Source organism: Nostoc sp. FACHB-133 (genome assembly GCF_014698055.1).
Taxonomy (GTDB): Bacteria; Cyanobacteriota; Cyanobacteriia; order Cyanobacteriales; family Nostocaceae; genus Nostoc.
In genome coordinates, this window is record NZ_JACJSH010000038.1 from 15726 (window position 1) to 33601 (window position 17876).

Here is a 17876-nt window from a genome sequence, read left to right on the forward strand (position 1 = left end):
CTCAATAACTTAATAATTCATAAATAGAACGAACAAACCAACAGGACGCTAAGTACAAAATGTCTAAAGTCAGCGATCGCCTTCTATCCACACAATGACTTGGGGAACTATGAAAAGTTTAACCAGAATTTTAGGTGTGTTGTTTGGAATTATACTCTTTAGCCTCTTAGTTGTGAGCTACCCCACCCATACACTGGCGAGTGAAGCAGCAGACGACCCCAACACGATCACCATCAGTGGTGATATACCTAAAGACATTTTCTCTAATGGTAAGCCTGCATCAGAGGCCACTTTGACACAATCCGCCATTTTTGCTTGGAAAGAGTTCATTGCCCTCAATTGGCCGGCTGACCCCAACCATCGAGGTCTACTAGATACAAATTCATTCTTTGGCTCAGATGACAAGCCCCTTGTATGGGAAACGCTAAGGAATAAGGTGGAGATATATCCAGGGGATAGCAAAAAAGCCAAAGACCCCTTCGACAATGGTTCTCCCTCCGAAAATGGACCACATTACTATTACAGCCCTGAAGAAATCGATAGCTGCGATGGCAACACCCCATTTAAAAATCCATTCAGCTTATGAGTTTTTCCCTGATAAAGTATTTGATAGCGTGTGTTGTCATTGTGCTAGTTTTAGCAATACACCCAGGGAATGCCGAAGCTTCTGCTATCTACATTGAAGATTGCATTAAAGCCCTGCCACCAGGCTACACCGAACCGCTTTTTTCAGGTCTGGGAAATCATAAGTACCCAATTATCACACAAGGATCGGATGTTCAAGAGGCACAGGATTATCTTAACCAAGGCATGACCCTGCTTTATGCTTTCAACCACCCGGAAGCGATCCATTCCTTCAATCAGGCTGCAAAGTACGACACCAAAGCAGCAATGCCCTACTGGGGAATTGCAATGGCAGCCGGTCCAGATATTAACACGGGTGCCACAGATGCCTGCTTAAATTTGGCTTACAAAGCCGTCAATTTAGCAAAGGAGAAGGCGGCTGATCGATCGCTGGAAAAGGATTACGCAGAAGCTCTTACGCAACGCTACAAACGCACTAATAAAGAGCCAGTGCATGATAATTCTAGCAAAGTGCTAGTGGAGCAAGTGTCTTCCAATGCAAACAACGAAGTGGCTTCACTCAACGCCGATGTCAAATCTGGTCTACTAGTATGTGTCGATGCACAGGGAAACAAAGTGTATGTAGATCCAACAGGGAAATATGTATGTGTTGATGCGAGAGCCTATGCTGATGCAATGGAAAAACTTCAAAAAGCACATGAAAAGGACAATAATGCAGCAACGCTCTACGCGGCGGCTCTAATGAATATTCATCCTTGGGAATGGTGGACACAAGGTGATCTGACTCCTGAAATTAAAAAGCTTTTCGATAACCTACTAGAAAAATTTTCCCCTCTCGACTCGAATTATATAGGAAATACAGGAACAAACCACTGTCCGTGGCAAGGTTGGAGAAAAGGCCAACCAACTCCTGAAATTGAAAAGGCTCTTCCAGTCCTAGAAGAGGTTTTCACTCGCCAGCCGAAACATATAGGAGCAAATCACTATTTTATTCACGCAACCGAGGAATCCCCCTGTCCGGAAGTGGCTTTGCCGAGTGCCCGTAGAATCGCAGAACTCGTGCCCGCAGCAGGTCACATCCAACATATGCCCTCCCATGTCTACCAACGAATTGGTGAGTACACCAAGGCAACGGAGGCTAACTATAAAGCCCTATATGTAGACCGAGCTTATATCCGCCAAACTCCGGAAACAGCCCGCTATCCCCTGCACTATGTAAGTCATAATCTGCATTTTCTGGCTGATACGCTCTCAATTCAAGGACGTTCAAGTGAGGCGATCGCAGCAGCGCAAGAATTGTTAAAAAACACAAAAGAATATACCTGGAATGGTTATAATCCACTCCATAATCAGACACTGGTTCAAGCCAAGGACGATTATTTCTTTACCATCCCTATCTGGACTGCAATACGCTTTAACGCATGGGATTTTCTGTCGAAGATCAGGTGTGAGGAAGCCTTATTTGAATTTTTCACCCAGCGCAATTTGCCTTTTACCAACGCAATGCAGTCGTATGGGCAAGTTTTGAAATATCTGGCTACTACCCGTCCCGTTACAGTAGAGTCAGCTCTAGCAAAGCTTGAGAAATTTCGGAAAAAAGTTGGTCAAGCTCCTCCAGAATTGCAATACGGTAACAACAATGCCTCCGACCTATTTCGGATTGCTAATTTAGTTCTTGTAGCGCGTACACTAGAAGCTCTGACTCCAGATGTAAGTGGTAACTTTATTAACGAGATAAAAAATAGGCAAGAGAAATACCCAGTTTTGAATCAAGACTCCGGGTCTTTCAAGGGAAATACCCCTAATGACCGGATTATCAATATTTGGACAAAAGCTGTTGCTCTGGAAGACGGTTTGAAATACAACGAGCCATCGGACTGGTATTACCCAGTGCGGGAATCGCTGGGCGCAGCATATTACCGTCAGAAAAACTATACGGAAGCCGAAAAGGTGTTTTGTAATGATCTGCAAATCCACAATTGTGATTATGAAAAGCAGGAAATCCACAAGATGAATGGTCGATCGCTCTTTGGGTTGATTCAAAGTATCAAAGCTCAGGGCAATGAGGTTCCGAAGAAACTTGAATCAGAATTTGAAAATGCATGGAAGAATGCAACGGTGAAGTTATCACTCAAAACAATGTAAAAAGGTTCTTTATGCCCATGCTTTTGTAGTCTTTCAACCAAAAAAGCAAATGTTATCCTCTCGCCAACGCTTCAAACTAACTAGCTCCCGCTCCATACAGTGATCGCTCGTAGGATGGGTGGCACGGTAGCGAAACCCATCCTACGAACTGGATAATTACGAGCCAACGGAGAAAGGAATTTGTTTTTCCTTTTCCCTTTCCCCCATCGCCACCAACTACTTATAACTAGACTGTAGTCATTAGGAAAGATTCTTCATTTATGTTCGAGCATTTACGTGTAATGAGCGACTCCCTAACTCTGGTAACTGAAGCTGAACGCCATCAGCTATTAGTGGAGTGGAATAACACTCTTGTTGATTATCCCCGGGATAAATGTATCCACCAACTGTTTGAAGCCCAAGTGGAACTCACACCGGATGCAGTAGCAGTAGTATTTGAAGACAAACAACTCACCTACAGTCAGTTGAATACACGGGCGAATCAGTTAGCACGTTACTTGCAAAAACTGGGCGTGAAACCCGATGTGCTGGTAGGCATCTGTGTCGATCGCTCCCTAGAGATGATCGTAGGATTGTTAGGAATTCTCAAAGCGGGTGGTGCTTATGTGCCCCTAGATCCAGCCTATCCTTCTGAGCGCTTGGCTTATATGTTGAGTGATTCTCAGGTTAAGGTGCTGCTAACTCAGGAAAAATTGGCATCGTCATTGCCTGTGAATGCAGCACGGGTAATATACTTGGATAGCGACTGGCTCAATATCGGCGATCATTGTGAAGAAAATCCACTCACCGAAGTTAAACCTAGTAACTTGGCTTATATTATTTATACTTCTGGGACTACAGGAAAGCCAAAAGGAGTGATGATAGAGCATCTGTCTATTGTCAATTTTACTGAGTCTGTCAGAGCGATATACAACATTACACAAAAAGACCGTGTTCTCCAGTTTGCTTCCATTGCCTTTGATTGGGCTGTGGTAGAAATTTTTCCTTGCCTGAGTGTGGGTGCAACACTTGTTCTACGGACAGACGATATGCTAGTGTCTGGCAGCAGATTTGTGCAACGATGCCGCGAGTGGGAAGTAACAATGATGGATTGGCCGACATCCCACTGGCATCAGGTGATGGTGGAACTGGCAGAGGCAGAACAGACACTTCCAGAATCATTGCGGGTTGTGTCTGTTGGGGGAGATGCCGTCTTGCCAGAAACCTTAAAGCTGTGGCAACGTTGTGTGAAGGGACTGGCAAATCCTCCGCAATTGCTCAATGGCTACGGACCAACGGAAACAACAGCCGTGGCTACTTACTATGACTTGTCCGAGTTCATAGTCAAGAATCCTATTGCTACTTGTGTACCCATCGGAACCCCCATCGGGAATCTTACTACGTATATTCTAAACCATCACCTCCAACCTGTCCCAATTGGTGTTCCAGGGGAATTGCACATTGGTGGTTTAGGCTTGGCTCGCGGTTATCTGGGTCGCCCAGAAGTAACAGCAGAGAAATTCATCCCCAATCCCTTTAGCAATGAACCAGGTGAGCGCCTGTACAAAACAGGCGATAAAGCACGTTACTTAAGCGACGGTAATATAGAGTTTTTAGGGCGCATCGACAATCAGGTTAAGATTCGCGGCTTCCGCATCGAACCAGGAGAAATTGAGGCAGCACTGAGTCAACACTCTGATGTACGCGAGGCAGCAGTGATTGCCCGCGAAGATATCCCAGGCGACAAACGCCTTGTGGCATATTTTGTCCCCAACCTAAAGCAACCCACAATTGGTGAATTGCGCCACTTTCTCAAGGAGAAGTTGCCTTCATACATGGTGCCTACAGCTTTCGTCAGGCTAGACGCTCTGCCCCTGACCCTCAATGGCAAAGTAGACCGTCGGGCACTTCCCGCGCCCTTGAACACGCGCTCTGAACTGGAAGAAACTTTTGTGGCACCCAATACTCCTATTGAGGAGAAGCTAGCAAAAATCTGGGCTGAGGTACTCGGTATCGAGCATCTCGGAGTCAATGACAATTTCTTCCATCTCGGTGGTCATTCCCTTACAGCAATTCAGCTCCTGAGCCGTGTACGCGATGTTTTACAAGTAGAGCTACCCTTTCAGAGCATCTTTGAAAGCCCTACCATAGCCAACTTTGCCAAGCCTATCGAAGAGGAAAGCTGTATAGAGCAGCAGTTGCCACTTCCTTCCATTCAGCCAATGCCACGTCATGGCAACCTGCCTACATCCTTTGCCCAAGAGCGAGTGTACTTCATTGAGCAATTAGCTCAGGGCAATAGCGCCTACCAATTCCAAGAAACACTCCGATTTAAGGGCAAGCTTGATGTAACGGCACTACAACAGAGCCTCAGCGAGATTGTGCGGCGCCATGAAATATTCCGAACTACTTTTCCTGCGGTTGATGGACGGCTAGTTCAGGTGGTTCATCAAGCCCTACCGATTATCCTACCTGTGGTAGACCTCCAGACATTCCCTGAATCTGAGCGCTCAACAGAAGCTCAGCGACTGATTGATGAGGAAGTTCAAAAGCCATTCAATTTGAATCAACTGCCATTAATCAGGTGGGTTTTGTTGAGATTAAGCGACCAAGAACATATGTTGATCCACGTCGAGCATCACATGCTTCATGATGGTTGGTCTTTTAACGTGTTCCTGGGTGAGTTGCTAGAACTTTATCAAGCGTTTTCTTTGGGGAATCCTTCACCGCTTCCTGAACCGCCACTCCAGTTCGTGGACTTTGCCCATTGGCAACGAGAATGGGTCAAAAGCCAGGAAGCCCAAGCTCAACTAAATTATTGGAAGCAGAAGTTGTCCGGTAGTTTGCCCCTCCTGAAATTACCCTACGATCGCCCGCGACCTGTAGAGCAAAGTTATCATGGATCTCTACTGAGGATAGAGCTTCCCATTAGCTTGTGTGAATCCCTCAGAGTTCTAAACCGTCAAGAGGGGAGCACCCTGTTCATGACGATGTTCGCAGCTTTTCTGATTCTGTTGCACCGCTATACTGGGCAAGACGACCTCAGCGTGGGGTCTGGTGTTGCTAATCGGCGGAAGCGCGAGACAGAGGGGTTAATTGGCATGATTGTCAATACTATTGTTTTACGCACCGATCTGTCTGGCAACCCCACGTTTCGCGAGCTACTTGGTCGAGTGCGCTCCTGTACTCTGGAAGCCTATACCAACGAGGACTTACCCTTCGATAAGGTGGTGGAGGCTCTGAAGCCAGTAAGGAATTTAAGTTATAATCCACTGTATCAGGTAGCGTTCAACTTCCATAATGCTCCCCTGCCGGAATTGAACCTCCCAGGTTTGAACATAAGCCTGGATGAAAATGTCAGCAACAAATCGGCAAAGTTTGATCTAAATATAATTGTTATCCCGCGTTCCGAGCAACGTGTCGGGCGCAGTTCTGAAACGGGAGAGAAGGGAATAACAGTTTTGTGGGAGTACAACACTGATTTATTTGATGCCGCTACAATCGAGCGAATGGTAGAACACTATCAAACTTTGCTAGAGGGTATTGTTGCGAACCAGGAACATCGAGTTTCAGAATTACCTCTGCTGACGGCAGCCCAGCAACATCAATTGTTGGTGGAGTGGAATAAGACTCAGCGGGAGTATCCCAAAGATAAGTGTATCCATCAGTTGTTTGAGGAACAGGTAGAGCGATCGCCTGATGCCATTGCGGTGGTTTTTGAAGATAAACAGTTGACCTACCGAGAGCTAAACCAACAGGCGAACAAAATAGCACATCACTTGAGAACTATGGGCGTGGGACCAGAAGTTTTAGTAGGGATTTGTGTAGAGCGATCGCTAGAAATGGTAATGGGATTGCTTGGCATCCTCAAAGCTGGTGGAGCGTATGTGTCCTTCGACCCAGCTTACCCGTCTGAGCGCTTGGCTTATATGCTGAAAGATGCCTCAGTGCCAGTGCTGCTAACTCAGGTACATCTGGTCGAGAAGCTTCCCCAAGACTCTGCCCGTATCGTCTGTTTGGATTTTGACTGGTCAGAAATTGCCGACCAGGTGAAGTCAAACCCCACGAGCGACGTGACGCCCGATAACCTAGCGTATATCATTTACACCTCTGGCTCAACTGGAAAGCCTAAAGGGGTTACTGTTCCTCACCGAGCAGTAAACCGCTTGGTACTTAATACGAATTACATCAATTTACAATCTACTGAGGTAGTTGCTTTCGCGTCAAACTTTTCCTTCGATGCTGTCACTTTCGAGATTTGGGGAGCGCTACTTCATGGGGCAAAGCTCATTGGGGTTTCCAAGGATGTGGTTCTTTCACCCAATGACTTTGCAGAGTTCATTCAAAAACAAGAAATCAGCGTGTTGTTTTTGACGACTGCCTTATTCAATCAAATGGCAAGTGTTGTTCCGTCGGCTTTCCGTTCGGTACAACACCTTCTATTTGGAGGAGAGGCGGTCGATACTAGGTGGGTCAAAGAAGTGCTGAAGAATGGACCACCGCAGCGGCTGCTTCATGTTTATGGACCTACAGAAAGTACAACATTCACCACCTGGTACTTGATACAGGATGTTCCAGCAGGGGATACAAGCATTCCCATCGGTCGCCCCATCTCCAATACGCGCTGTTTTCTGCTCGATGCTCAGAAGCAGCCCGTAGCAGTAGGTGTTCCCGGAGAATTGTACATCGGTGGTGATGGACTGGCGCGGGGCTACCTCAACCGTCCCGATTTAACCGACGAAAAATTTATCTCCAATCCCTTTAGCAATGAGCCGGGTTCTCGCCTCTACAAAACTGGCGATAAAGCCCGTTACCTAAGAGACGGCAACATCGAGTTTCTCGGTCGCATCGACAACCAGGTGAAGATTCGCGGCTTCCGCATCGAACTAGGGGAAATTGAGGCAGTGATCGCCTGTCACCCAGCGGTGCAACAGTCCTTAATTGTCGCACGAGAAGATGTTCCAGGTCACAAATATCTGGTAGCTTACATTGTCCCTAATCACGAGTCCGCGATCGCTAGCAGCGACCTGCGAAGTTTTCTCAAGGAGAAACTGCCCGATTACATGATACCAGGAGCGTTCATGATGTTGGATGCCCTGCCACTAACCCCCAACGGCAAGGTAGACCGAAAAGCGCTACCAACACCCGATACAGCACGTCAGGAACTACAAGCAGATTTAGTAGCACCTCGTACAAGGTTTGAAGAAATACTAGCCCAAATCTGGCGCGAGGTTTTCCACCGAGAGATTCTTAGCATCCACGACAACTTCTTTGAACTAGGCGGAGATTCTATTCTCAGCATTCAGATTATTTATAAAGCGAATATTGCAGGTCTGTTACTCACTCCCAAACAAATCTTCCAACATCAAACAATTGCCGAATTAGCCGCCGTTGCAACGACAACAGAAACTAGAAAAGCCGAACAAGGTTTAGTAACTGGGTCATTACCACTCACACCCATCCAGCACTGGTTCTTTGCACAAAATCTCCCCGAACCGAACCACTTCAACCAAGCCTTTCTACTAGAAGTCTCACCAACTCTAAACCCCGACCTGTTACAGCAAGCCTTGCAACAATTATTACTCCATCACGACGCCCTACGCTTGCGCTTTAATCAATCAGAAGCTTGTTGGCAGCAATTTAACGCCCTACCCGATGAGACTGTACCTTTCTCCCTCATAGATTTATCCACATTACAAGAAGGAACACTCTCCCAAACAATTGAATTTACATCTTCCCAATTGCAAGCCAGCTTAAACCTCAACTCAGGCACACTCCTGCGAGTTGCACTTTTCCATCTAGGAACTCAAAAACCTTCTCGCTTGTTGCTAGTCATCCACCACTTAGCCGTCGATGGAGTTTCCTGGCGAATTTTACTCGAAGATTTACAGACAGCTTACCAACAACTCGAATCAGGTAAACCCATTCAACTTCCTGCCAAAACCACCTCTTTCAAACACTGGGCAGAAAAACTAACCGAATACGCCCAGTCGCCAACCGCTACAAAAGAATTAACTTATTGGTCAAACATTTCCACCTCAAAAATCACCTGTTTCCCAGTAGACTGTAACCAGGGAGCTAACACGGAAGCCTCAGCCCGTAGTGTAAAAGTATCCCTCAACGAAGAAGAAACTCGCGCCCTACTCCAAGAAATTCATAAAGCTTACCATACCCAAATCAATGACATATTGCTAACAGCTTTAGTGCAGGTATTGGCGACTTGGAGTGGGTGTAACTCAGTTCTTATTGACTTAGAAGGTCACGGACGAGAAGAAATATTACCAGATGTAGACATATCCCGCACAGTTGGTTGGTTTACTACTATCTTCCCCGTGCTTTTAGAACTAAAAGCAACAGAAAATTTAGGAGATGCAATCAATTTTATTAAAGAACAACTTCGTGCTATGCCCAACCGAGGCATCGGCTACGGTTTGCTGCGCTATTTGAGTGGGGATGCTTCAATTACCTCTCAGCTCTCTTCCATACCACAAGCTGAGGTAAGTTTCAACTACCTGGGGCAATTTGATTGGGGAATGCAATCCGATTCTTTCGTTAAATTAGCCTCTGAATCAGTTGGTTCTGGACACAGCCAGCTAGGACACCGCAGTCATTTGCTAGAGATTAACGGACTTGTAGTAGAAAACCAGTTACAACTGGAATGGACATACAGCGAAAACTTTCACTCCCCTGCCACAATTGAAAGTCTAGCCCAAGATTTTGCTCAAGCATTGCGAACGTTAATTGCTCATTGTTTATCTGCTGATGCAGGGAACTATACACCTGATGTGTTTGAAAATCAGACAATTAATCACCTTGCTCAACCAATAGATAATGACCAGCGTCGAGAAAATAACGTTCCTCTACCCCTACATTTATTAGAACTTCCAGAGGGAATCTCTGAGTTACTTCCCTTAGATACAGAATCGGCATATCCTCTTGCCAAAATGCAAGAGTTTATGTTGCATCATTACGTGAATGACCCTCAAAAAATGGGGGTTTACCATTGTCAGATCTCCTACGATATATATGATGAAAGCCTTGAGTTGAATGCCTTTAAGAAAGCTCTAGAAATAAGCGTACAAAAACATCCGGCTTTGAGAACCGTATTTATTATTCAGAACGGGACTCCAGCGGTTCAGGTAGTCAAAAAGAATCTAAGATTTTCCATCAATGAGCAAGACATTAGCCACATTAAATCGGAGGAGCAGTCAAATTATATTGATGCAGTGATGAAGCAAGACAGGCAGAACTTGTTTGACGTTGAAAATCCCAATGAACCACTTTTTCGCTTCGGAATTTTCCAGAAAGCCGAGAATAGGTTTGAATTCTTGATGTCAATTCATCATGCAATTACAGATGGCTGGAGTAATATTGAATTTCACAACGAACTGTACGAAATCTATTCTGCTCTCAAGAAAGGAGAAGAAATAACAGTAGTCCCTGTTGCCAATGTGTATAAAGAATTTGTTGCTTTAGAGAAAGAGATTATTGGTTCACTAGACGCATCAAATTTCTGGAAGCTTCACCTGAAAGACCATACATATAAACCCTTGAAACCATTAACCACTTCAGTGGAGCAAGTGGAATCTGTTACTGAAGAATACAACTTTGACCCAGAAGTCATTGCTGATTTACGGGATTTGTGTCGAAAATTGGGAGTTTCACCAAAAGCACTTTTCCTAAGTACCTACCTTGACCTGATTAGTAATGTGATGAAATCAAACAGCGTTTGTGTAGGAGTTATCTCAAATGGTCGGACAGAAAGATTATCTGACCCGTTTGGAGCTTTGGGTTTGTTCTGGAATATTGCTCCCCTCTGTCAACAAGTTATAGAAGATAAAGAGGTACAAATTAAAAATGTGCAGCAATCTCTAATTGATATCGAACCCTATATTAGGTATCCACTTCTGCAAATTTTAGCCGACCAACACAAACCGGAGTTATTTTTCGCTACGTTTAATTTCGTGAATTTCCATAATGCCAAAAATATAAACGCTGAAACTGGATTGAAGGTGAAGGCTAGAAGGTCTCATGACAAATTCAATTTTCCTTTAAATTATGCTGTGTCAATGTCGCCAATTGAAGGAAATGCAACCCTACGCGTGGAATACGATAAAACGTATTTTAGCCGCCAAGAAATTCATTCAATGATTCAGAATTACATTATGAGATTTATTAAAGGAGGCTCACTTGACTCAAAACGGTAAAATTAAACCTTTGAAAATTGACTGGATTTCTTTTGTTCAGCAATTTAATCGTTTTAGTCGAGCTAATCAACCAATTATTATTACAGAACTGGATTTTATTAACGCATATCAATGGGATGGAGAAAACCTTTCTGAGCTTATGGATAATGCAACTCTAACCTTAATGGAATCACAAAGCGATGGCACTTTCAGTGGCAGGAGTGACAATCCCAAGACGAGCATGATGCGAATGTCGGATTATCTAAGCATAATTGAGCAATATCCTACTCGCTATCAATATGCGGGAATCAGAGTAGATCCTTATCCGAAACTAGCTGAACAAGTTAGAATACCTGAAAGTTATGGCATAACATCTTTAAGTAAACCTTGTGAAACAAACATTTGGGTTGGAGGTAAGGGTTGTATCACAAGAATACACTTTGATCAAGTTGAGAACCTTAATGTTCAACTTAAAGGGAGAAAAAAGTTCTTCTTGATCCCTCCAAACGTTAAAGGAATGCGCGCAAGATCACCATTTTCATTTCAGGGTCATTTGTCTCACTATAATTTGATTGATTCTATTCCCTCTCCTGAAAAGCAAACTATAATGCAACAGTGTATTGAGGTCACACTGCATCAAGGAGAAGCGATATACATTCCATTTTGTTGGTGGCACGAGGTACATTACATAGATGATCTCAACATAAATGTAAACTACTGGTGGTTCGCTGGAAGGAAAAAGACTATAACCAAGCCACGTGTGTTGCTAAGTTCTACCCTTACTTCAATGGACAGAAAGTTTAGGAGTTTGAACCTGTAACTTAATTTGGGGAGAAAGTAGCAAGCGGGGTAGAGTGACACCTTCTGCCTTTCCTCGATAAAAATTAATTACATAGGACTAGCCCTTTCAAGGTGTTGTGTAATGGCTTGATTTGTAGTTTGCTCAAAAGAGGTGAAACTCTGTTGGGTGGAGAATAGAAATGTTGCTAGGGCAGGTGTTTGAGCGATTTATAAAAGAAAGTCCAGTTTCCGTGATGGTTCGTGGGCTTTTAGAGAAAGCGTTATGTCCCCAAATTCTGGATGAACTATTTGAACGCTGATTTGGGATCTCGAACAAGCTTTAAGCTGAAATTTGCCTTTGCTAATCCCTACATTCTGTGCTTCAAGACTTTGATGATACTGCATTTGATTAAACAAGGCTATCGACAGAGTAATGAAATCAACAAAGAAAGCAGGATTGGCTATGCCTATGTCATAAATAAATGTGGAATGTCAACAATATCTAGAAAATCTAGGAGATTTATACATGGCAACGACAACAAGTTCTTCCTTATTTGATTGGAAGTTTTCTCTTAAACTGGCTTTCTTTTATATCCTGGCAAAACTCAGTTTTGTTCATGGTTGGTTGCCAGAAACATTGAGAGAACAATTACCGACTGCCTGGAATAATCAGATGTTCTGGGTAGCTTTTAAATCCGGCGGAAAAACAGTGTACTTTGATTACTGTTGCCGATTGAAAGAACCGAAATCTTACAAACCTATAGTATCAGTTGCCCCCGAATTTCAGCTCACTGAGGAACAGATTCTTGGTTTCTATAAGAATGGCTATGTCGGACCATTCGATTTAGTGTCTTCAGAGGATATAGAGTATTTGAGGCAATATCTTATCAATTCATTAGTGAAAACTGAATCAAAATGTTTCTCTTTGACTGCCGGAGATTATGAACTTGATACGACTAGGAAAGATTATTCATTGACACCTTGGAGTAAAGAAATAACGGAGGACTATAAAAAACATCTTCCCAATGCGATGAATCAGGTGAATCGTCATTTAGATGATGAGCAATTATTAAATCTGTTTAATCATCCTGCGATTACTGAACGAGCGGCTCAAATTTTAGGACCCGATCTTCTTTTGTGGAGAACTAGATTTTTTGAAATTCTGCCCGGTTTGGCAACAAAATTGCATCAAGCCAGCAGATTTTTAGAAAATGAGCAAGAATCGCTGATAACTCCAGAAGACAATGAATCTCTTTATCAATTAACCTGCTGGATTGCTTTAACCGATGCTAACAAAGAGAATGGCTGTATGACGATTTTCTCAGGAACTCATAAGGAGATTTATCCCATCAACTTAGGGGAAGTTACCCAGGATTGGATGAATAATCTTTATGGTAATCGGGATTCCAAAATTGATTACCCAGGCGAGTTGCCACAACCGCATTACATCGAAATGAAAGCTGGGCAGTTTTTTCTGTTTACTGAGCGAGTGATTCACGGTTCCGTCGAAAATAAGACTAATAAATCACGATGGGGATTGAATGGACGGATTGCCACAACTAGCACTCGTATTTATACCAAGAAAATGTTAGAAGAATTTTATTGTAGCAAGTACGCAAAGGTAAACATTAAATTGGATAAGTGGAGAGCAGTTCTGCTCAGAGGTGAAGATAGTTTTGGATACAACAGATACACAGAAAAATTGGAAAAGAAGCTTGCCTCTGATTCAACTAAGTAGGAGATGATATCAATGCCTGAGTACATAAACGGCTCTCAGGCTGCGATCGCCTTTCTCAACCCCAGAGAACCGTAGGTATCATTATTTATCCAAACTCAAGCTATAAACGGAACTTACTCCCACACGGAGAAGTTTCGTTGGCTCTATCGCTTAGAGGCTGTTTGAAAAGTTTTGAGGAGTAAAATTTTATGCCAATCGTCTCACCATGATCCGGATCATGGCAAGGTAAATAAACGTCTCTGATGTTTCGGGCAACAACTCATAGTCTCTGACCAACCGCCGACACCCCATGAGCCAACCAAAAGTGCGCTCAACCACCCAACGTTTTTTGAGCAAGACAAAGCCCTTGGTCTGCTCCGGACGCAACACCACCTGCACAATCCAACGGCAAAAATTCATCACCCACTGCATAAACGGCCCACCATCAAAGCCACCATCCACCCAGAGGATAGTCGAACGAGATACCTGCTCAGTAGAGTGTTTCACTCGTTTAAGAACTTGTTTTCCTCCTTCTGGCTCACCCATATTGGCCGCCGTGACCAACACCCGCAAGACTAACCCCAAGGTATCGACCGTCATAAATCGCTTCCGTCCCTTGATTTTTTTTCCTGCATCAAAGCCGATCAATTGACTCACCATCGCTGCACTCTTGACGCTTTGACTGTCGATGATCGCTTCCGATGGACTTCGATGGCGCTCCTGCTCAATCCGTATCCACTGCCGGAGATTATCGTGAATTTTCAGCCACGTTCCGTCTTTGCGCCATTTGCGAAAATAGCTATATACCGTCTGCTAGACAGGAAAGTCACCCGGTAGCGTAGGCATAGCCCGCCGTAGGCATCGCCATCTAACTCCTTCTACTAGAACATAGAAAATTGCGTTCAAGACTTCCCACATATCAACTTCACGCTTGCGACCACCGGGTTTTGGTTCTGGAATCATGTCACTCAGAAATTCATATTGGGCGGGGGTTAGATTGCTGGGGTATGCTTTACTCATGTTGCTCTCTCAGTGCTGTCTACGATCTATTCACAGCGTATACTGAGAGAGCTTTTTTACCATTTCTCTGACTTTTCAAACAGCCTCTTAGTTTAACCCTAGTTCACTAGCTGCTTGCGTTTATCATAAGTTAGTTAGATGAGGAATAAGTTTGAAGGCAGCGTTCAATTTCGTCGATTGCCTTCTGAAAACGATCGGGTTCAACGCCCAAAGCGATGCGAAAATGACCCGGACGATCTAACGCTTCTCCTGGTAATACCAATACTCCAGTTTCTTGCACTAATTGGTAAGCAAAATATTGACTATTGAGAGTTTTCAAAAATGGAAAAGCGACCGTTCCCGCTTCAGGTTGAATCCAATCCATAAGGTCATGATTTCGCTCAATCAATTCGCGCAAGAAAGTGGCATTTTTCACAATCCATCCTCGATATTTGGGCAGATTTTTTTGCCAATTTAACAATGAATTTTTAACCAGCATATCATTAATCGGGCACACTGTATGAGTCGTGTAATCTTTAAAATCATGGCAGGCTTTGAGAATTTCCGGTGAGCCAATTAACCAACCAATTCGCAAGCCGATAGATCCAAAACACTTGCCAGTTGACCCTAAAGCAACAATGGAAGGAGACTTACCAAATAATGAGGGAATAAAATCTATTTCTTGTTGATGGGGTAAGAAGCGATAATGCTCATCAGCTAGGATTTCGGCCTGATAGTTTTGTGCCAGTTCGATAAATCCTTGTATTTCTTCAGGAGAATAGACAACTCCTGTAGGATTATGGGGACTATTTAAGACAATGACTTTAGTTTTATCGTCTACTAATTTTGCTAATTCGACTAAATTTGGTCGGAATTGTTCTTCCCGTCGCAAAGGTAAGTAACGGACTTCATAACCCAGGTATTTGGGAATTTCATACAAGATATGAAAAGCTGGAACAGGAACCACTACATTAGCTCCAGGTTCATAGCGAACGTGATAATAAATAAGAATGGCTTCTGTGGTTCCTGCGGTGACTAAAATATCTTTAGGGCTAACGTTTTCATAAACTGAGGCGATCGCTTTTCTTAACCCTAGTGAACCATAGGTATCGTTATTCGACAAACTAAGTTGGTATAACTCTTCTGGAGAACAACCACTTAGACTCATTAGCTCACCGACCGACAGATTTGTGACACCACTTTCCCCAAGATTGTAGGGAGCATCTTGATACTTAAGTAACCAGGTTTCTAATAAAGAGGGTACTATTTTCATTTCAATTGACTGCTGCTAAAAACGTAGAACTTTTTGAGGCATGCCTTGTGTTTCTAATTCTGCACTCTTTACGAGTATCAGTGGTGTGAAACAGGCAGAATTTGGGGTGGGCGATCACCCACAGCCATGCTGAGGTCTAGCGGGTGTCCTGCGTGAATAGCGAGGGTCTCAATACCAGGCTTAAGGAGCATAACCCTTTTCCATCACTCTAGGCAGATAAAAAAGATAAATCCTCGGATTGTCCATAAGAAAAAATAAAACCAATGAACTCATTCATAATGTGAATTAGCCATTGAAAACCAATTTGTAAATGCCGATTATTAAACAGTTGTATCCAAGGTTTAAGTAAACAATAATAAATGTATGGTTGGAGAATTAAGAGGATGTCTGAAAAGTAAGAAAGCCCACGTAACTGTATCCTGTAATTAGAAAAAATACTTAAGTATGACAGAGTTACGAGAGCCATGAATCCATCGTACCCAAGTAATCTGACTTCTGAGCAGTGGGAACTACTATCAGGGCTAATTCCTGCGCCAAAAACAGGTGGTCGAAAACGTAGTGTTGATATGCAGGCGATCGTTAACGCCATCTTCTACATCTTGTGTGCAGGTTGTGCATGGCGAATGCTGCCAAATGACTTTCCCAAGTGGAAAACTGTGTATCATTACTTCCAGCAATGGCGAAAAGATGGAACATGGTTTGAAATTCACTCTTGGGTTACGTTTATGGGTAAGGGTAAGTCAAAACCGAGAAGCATCCCCCAGCGAGGCAATTATGGACAGCCAAAGCATTGAAACAGCAACAATGGTATCACAAGAAGTTGGTTATGACTCTGCAAAAAGATTAAGGGACGAAAACGCCATATACTTGTTGATACACTTGGTTTACTCATCGTTGTTGTCATCACTGCTGCCAATGTTAGCGAGCAAGCAGGTGCCAAACTAGTTTTTTCCAAACTCGATCAAGTGCGCGTAGGCGTAGCCCGCCGTAGGCATCGCTTGGGTCGTTTAATCACAATTTGGGTTGATGGCGGCTATCGTGGTAAGGGTTTTCAGCATTGGGTGATTGATATCTATCGATGGATTGTAAGTGTTGTCACCCGCCACGAAGAACAGAAGGGTTTTGTTGTATTACCCAAACGCTGGCTTGTTGAGAGAACTTTTGGTTGGTTTAATTGGTGTCGGCGATTAAGTAAAGATTATGAAATCTTACCGGAAACGACAGAAACCTTTGTTTACGTTGCGATGATTCGTCTGATGCTCAAACAACTTGCGTGATTAAAATTACCTCTCAAAAACTTTTCAGACATCCTCTAAAGGTGACTGTAGTATCAGGAATTCTAGGCTGTGTCATAGTTCCAGCCTCCACTTCAGAGTTTTACCTTTATTTTACTCTGCCTAGAGTGATGGAAAAGGGTTATTAATCTTTCAAGTTGGTGGCTTTATTTGATTATGATTGGGGCAAGTATGACTGGCTCGTTCCAATATACGCAATCTTTTGGTGGGTTCACCGAGCAAAGAGTGCCGCTAATGTTGAAGAAACCTGCTTTATTTAGGAGTTGGCGGTAATCAGGTTTAATATCAATTTCACCCGTGTAATGAGTAAAAATACCTCCTTTTTTAAGAAGAAGATACGCCTGTTCAAAAAAGGAATAACGATACACTATTACTTCATCTTCTGTTGTTGCGACACTGTCGAATAAAATTCCGTCGAAGCTATCATTTGGTAACGAATCTACAACATCTTGCCAAAAGCCAAATATTGGTGTGACTTTATGTTTAGCCTGTTGCGCGAACTCTTCAAGTTTTACAAAGACTTCAGCGTTGGCTTCAATGATAATATGCTCCTCTATTTCATGTTCCTGTATGTATCTAGCCGAGATTCCCAGGCCAAACCCAACCTCAAGGATCTTCCCCCCATTAAAAGTAACAATGTTAGCAAGTTCTTTCATGTAAGGAGCTTCCCATTTTTCCATCACTGGATGTCCAAATATTTCCAGTTTCTCCTCAGTAAATGTAGCTTGTGCATTTCTCCATTCACCGATATGTTTAGGAAGGTATTTTCCAGCGGCTTTAATTTGGGAAATACGAGTCTGTGGGTCAATCATTTTATTTCCTCGATTCGGGTGGTCTTAAAATTTTGAACAATTTTCCAGGATGGGTTTTGTCAAGCTAATCTGAATGCCCCTGTGCTTGCTCCAAGCTGTGCCGCA

7 protein-coding genes and 2 pseudogenes are annotated in these 17876 nt (G+C 43.5%); 6 read left to right on the forward strand and 3 right to left on the reverse strand.

The genetic code is table 11. The annotated features are described in order from the left end of the window. Window positions 1-109: 109 nt before the first annotated feature. The 5 genes from H6G86_RS25470 (at window position 110) to H6G86_RS25490 (ending at window position 13413) form a co-directional block, all read left to right on the forward strand. Window positions 110-586 (forward strand): hypothetical protein, encoded by a 477-nt coding sequence (locus tag H6G86_RS25470; RefSeq protein ID WP_190936644.1) that lies wholly within the window; start codon window positions 110-112, stop codon window positions 584-586. After that, window positions 583-2730: a tetratricopeptide repeat protein gene (locus H6G86_RS25475; RefSeq protein ID WP_190936645.1), complete on the forward strand. Its 2148-nt coding sequence runs from the start codon at window positions 583-585 to the stop codon at window positions 2728-2730. The genes H6G86_RS25470 and H6G86_RS25475 overlap by 4 nt, the downstream gene beginning before the upstream one ends. A gap of 281 nt (window positions 2731-3011) precedes the next feature. Then, window positions 3012-10916 carry a non-ribosomal peptide synthetase gene (locus H6G86_RS25480; RefSeq protein ID WP_190936646.1) on the forward strand — a complete coding sequence of 2635 codons (7905 nt, stop codon included), beginning with the start codon at window positions 3012-3014 and terminating at the stop codon, window positions 10914-10916. Beyond that, window positions 10900-11715 (forward strand): cupin-like domain-containing protein, encoded by an 816-nt coding sequence (locus tag H6G86_RS25485; protein ID WP_190936647.1) that lies wholly within the window; start codon window positions 10900-10902, stop codon window positions 11713-11715. The genes H6G86_RS25480 and H6G86_RS25485 overlap by 17 nt, the downstream gene beginning before the upstream one ends. Before the next feature lie 486 nt (window positions 11716-12201). After that, on the forward strand, window positions 12202-13413 hold the full coding sequence (locus H6G86_RS25490; RefSeq protein ID WP_190936648.1) for a phytanoyl-CoA dioxygenase family protein: 1212 nt from the start codon (window positions 12202-12204) through the stop codon (window positions 13411-13413). 186 nt (window positions 13414-13599) lie between these two features. Here H6G86_RS25490 and H6G86_RS25495 read toward each other — a convergent pair. Together H6G86_RS25495 and H6G86_RS25500 are read right to left on the reverse strand one after the other, a co-directional pair. Continuing rightward, window positions 13600-14412, reverse strand: a pseudogene (locus H6G86_RS25495) (IS5 family transposase). A 130-nt stretch (window positions 14413-14542) separates the two neighbouring features. Next, window positions 14543-15664 carry an aminotransferase class I/II-fold pyridoxal phosphate-dependent enzyme gene (locus tag H6G86_RS25500; protein WP_190936649.1) on the reverse strand — a complete coding sequence of 374 codons (1122 nt, stop codon included), beginning with the start codon at window positions 15662-15664 and terminating at the stop codon, window positions 14543-14545. Between the two features lie 464 nt (window positions 15665-16128). Here H6G86_RS25500 and H6G86_RS25505 point away from each other — a divergent pair. Continuing rightward, a pseudogene (locus tag H6G86_RS25505) lies at window positions 16129-16941 on the forward strand (IS5 family transposase). Window positions 16942-17105: 164 nt separating this feature from the next. Here the strand turns inward: H6G86_RS25505 and H6G86_RS25510 are convergent. Beyond that, window positions 17106-17771, reverse strand: coding sequence for a class I SAM-dependent methyltransferase (locus H6G86_RS25510; RefSeq protein ID WP_190936650.1), 666 nt, complete (start codon window positions 17769-17771; stop codon window positions 17106-17108). Window positions 17772-17876 lie beyond the last annotated feature (105 nt).

Bases quoted from the DNA above. Each gene is read 5' to 3' on its own strand.
- H6G86_RS25500 (WP_190936649.1), bottom strand. From the start codon at position 15,664: ATGAAAATAGTACCCTCTTTATTAGAAACCTGGTTACTTAAGTATCAA.
- H6G86_RS25480 (WP_190936646.1), top strand. From the start codon at position 3,012: ATGAGCGACTCCCTAACTCTGGTAACTGAAGCTGAACGCCATCAGCTA.
- H6G86_RS25470 (WP_190936644.1), top strand. From the start codon at position 110: ATGAAAAGTTTAACCAGAATTTTAGGTGTGTTGTTTGGAATTATACTC.
- H6G86_RS25490 (WP_190936648.1), top strand. From the start codon at position 12,202: ATGGCAACGACAACAAGTTCTTCCTTATTTGATTGGAAGTTTTCTCTT.
- H6G86_RS25510 (WP_190936650.1), bottom strand. From the start codon at position 17,771: ATGATTGACCCACAGACTCGTATTTCCCAAATTAAAGCCGCTGGAAAA.
- H6G86_RS25475 (WP_190936645.1), top strand. From the start codon at position 583: ATGAGTTTTTCCCTGATAAAGTATTTGATAGCGTGTGTTGTCATTGTG.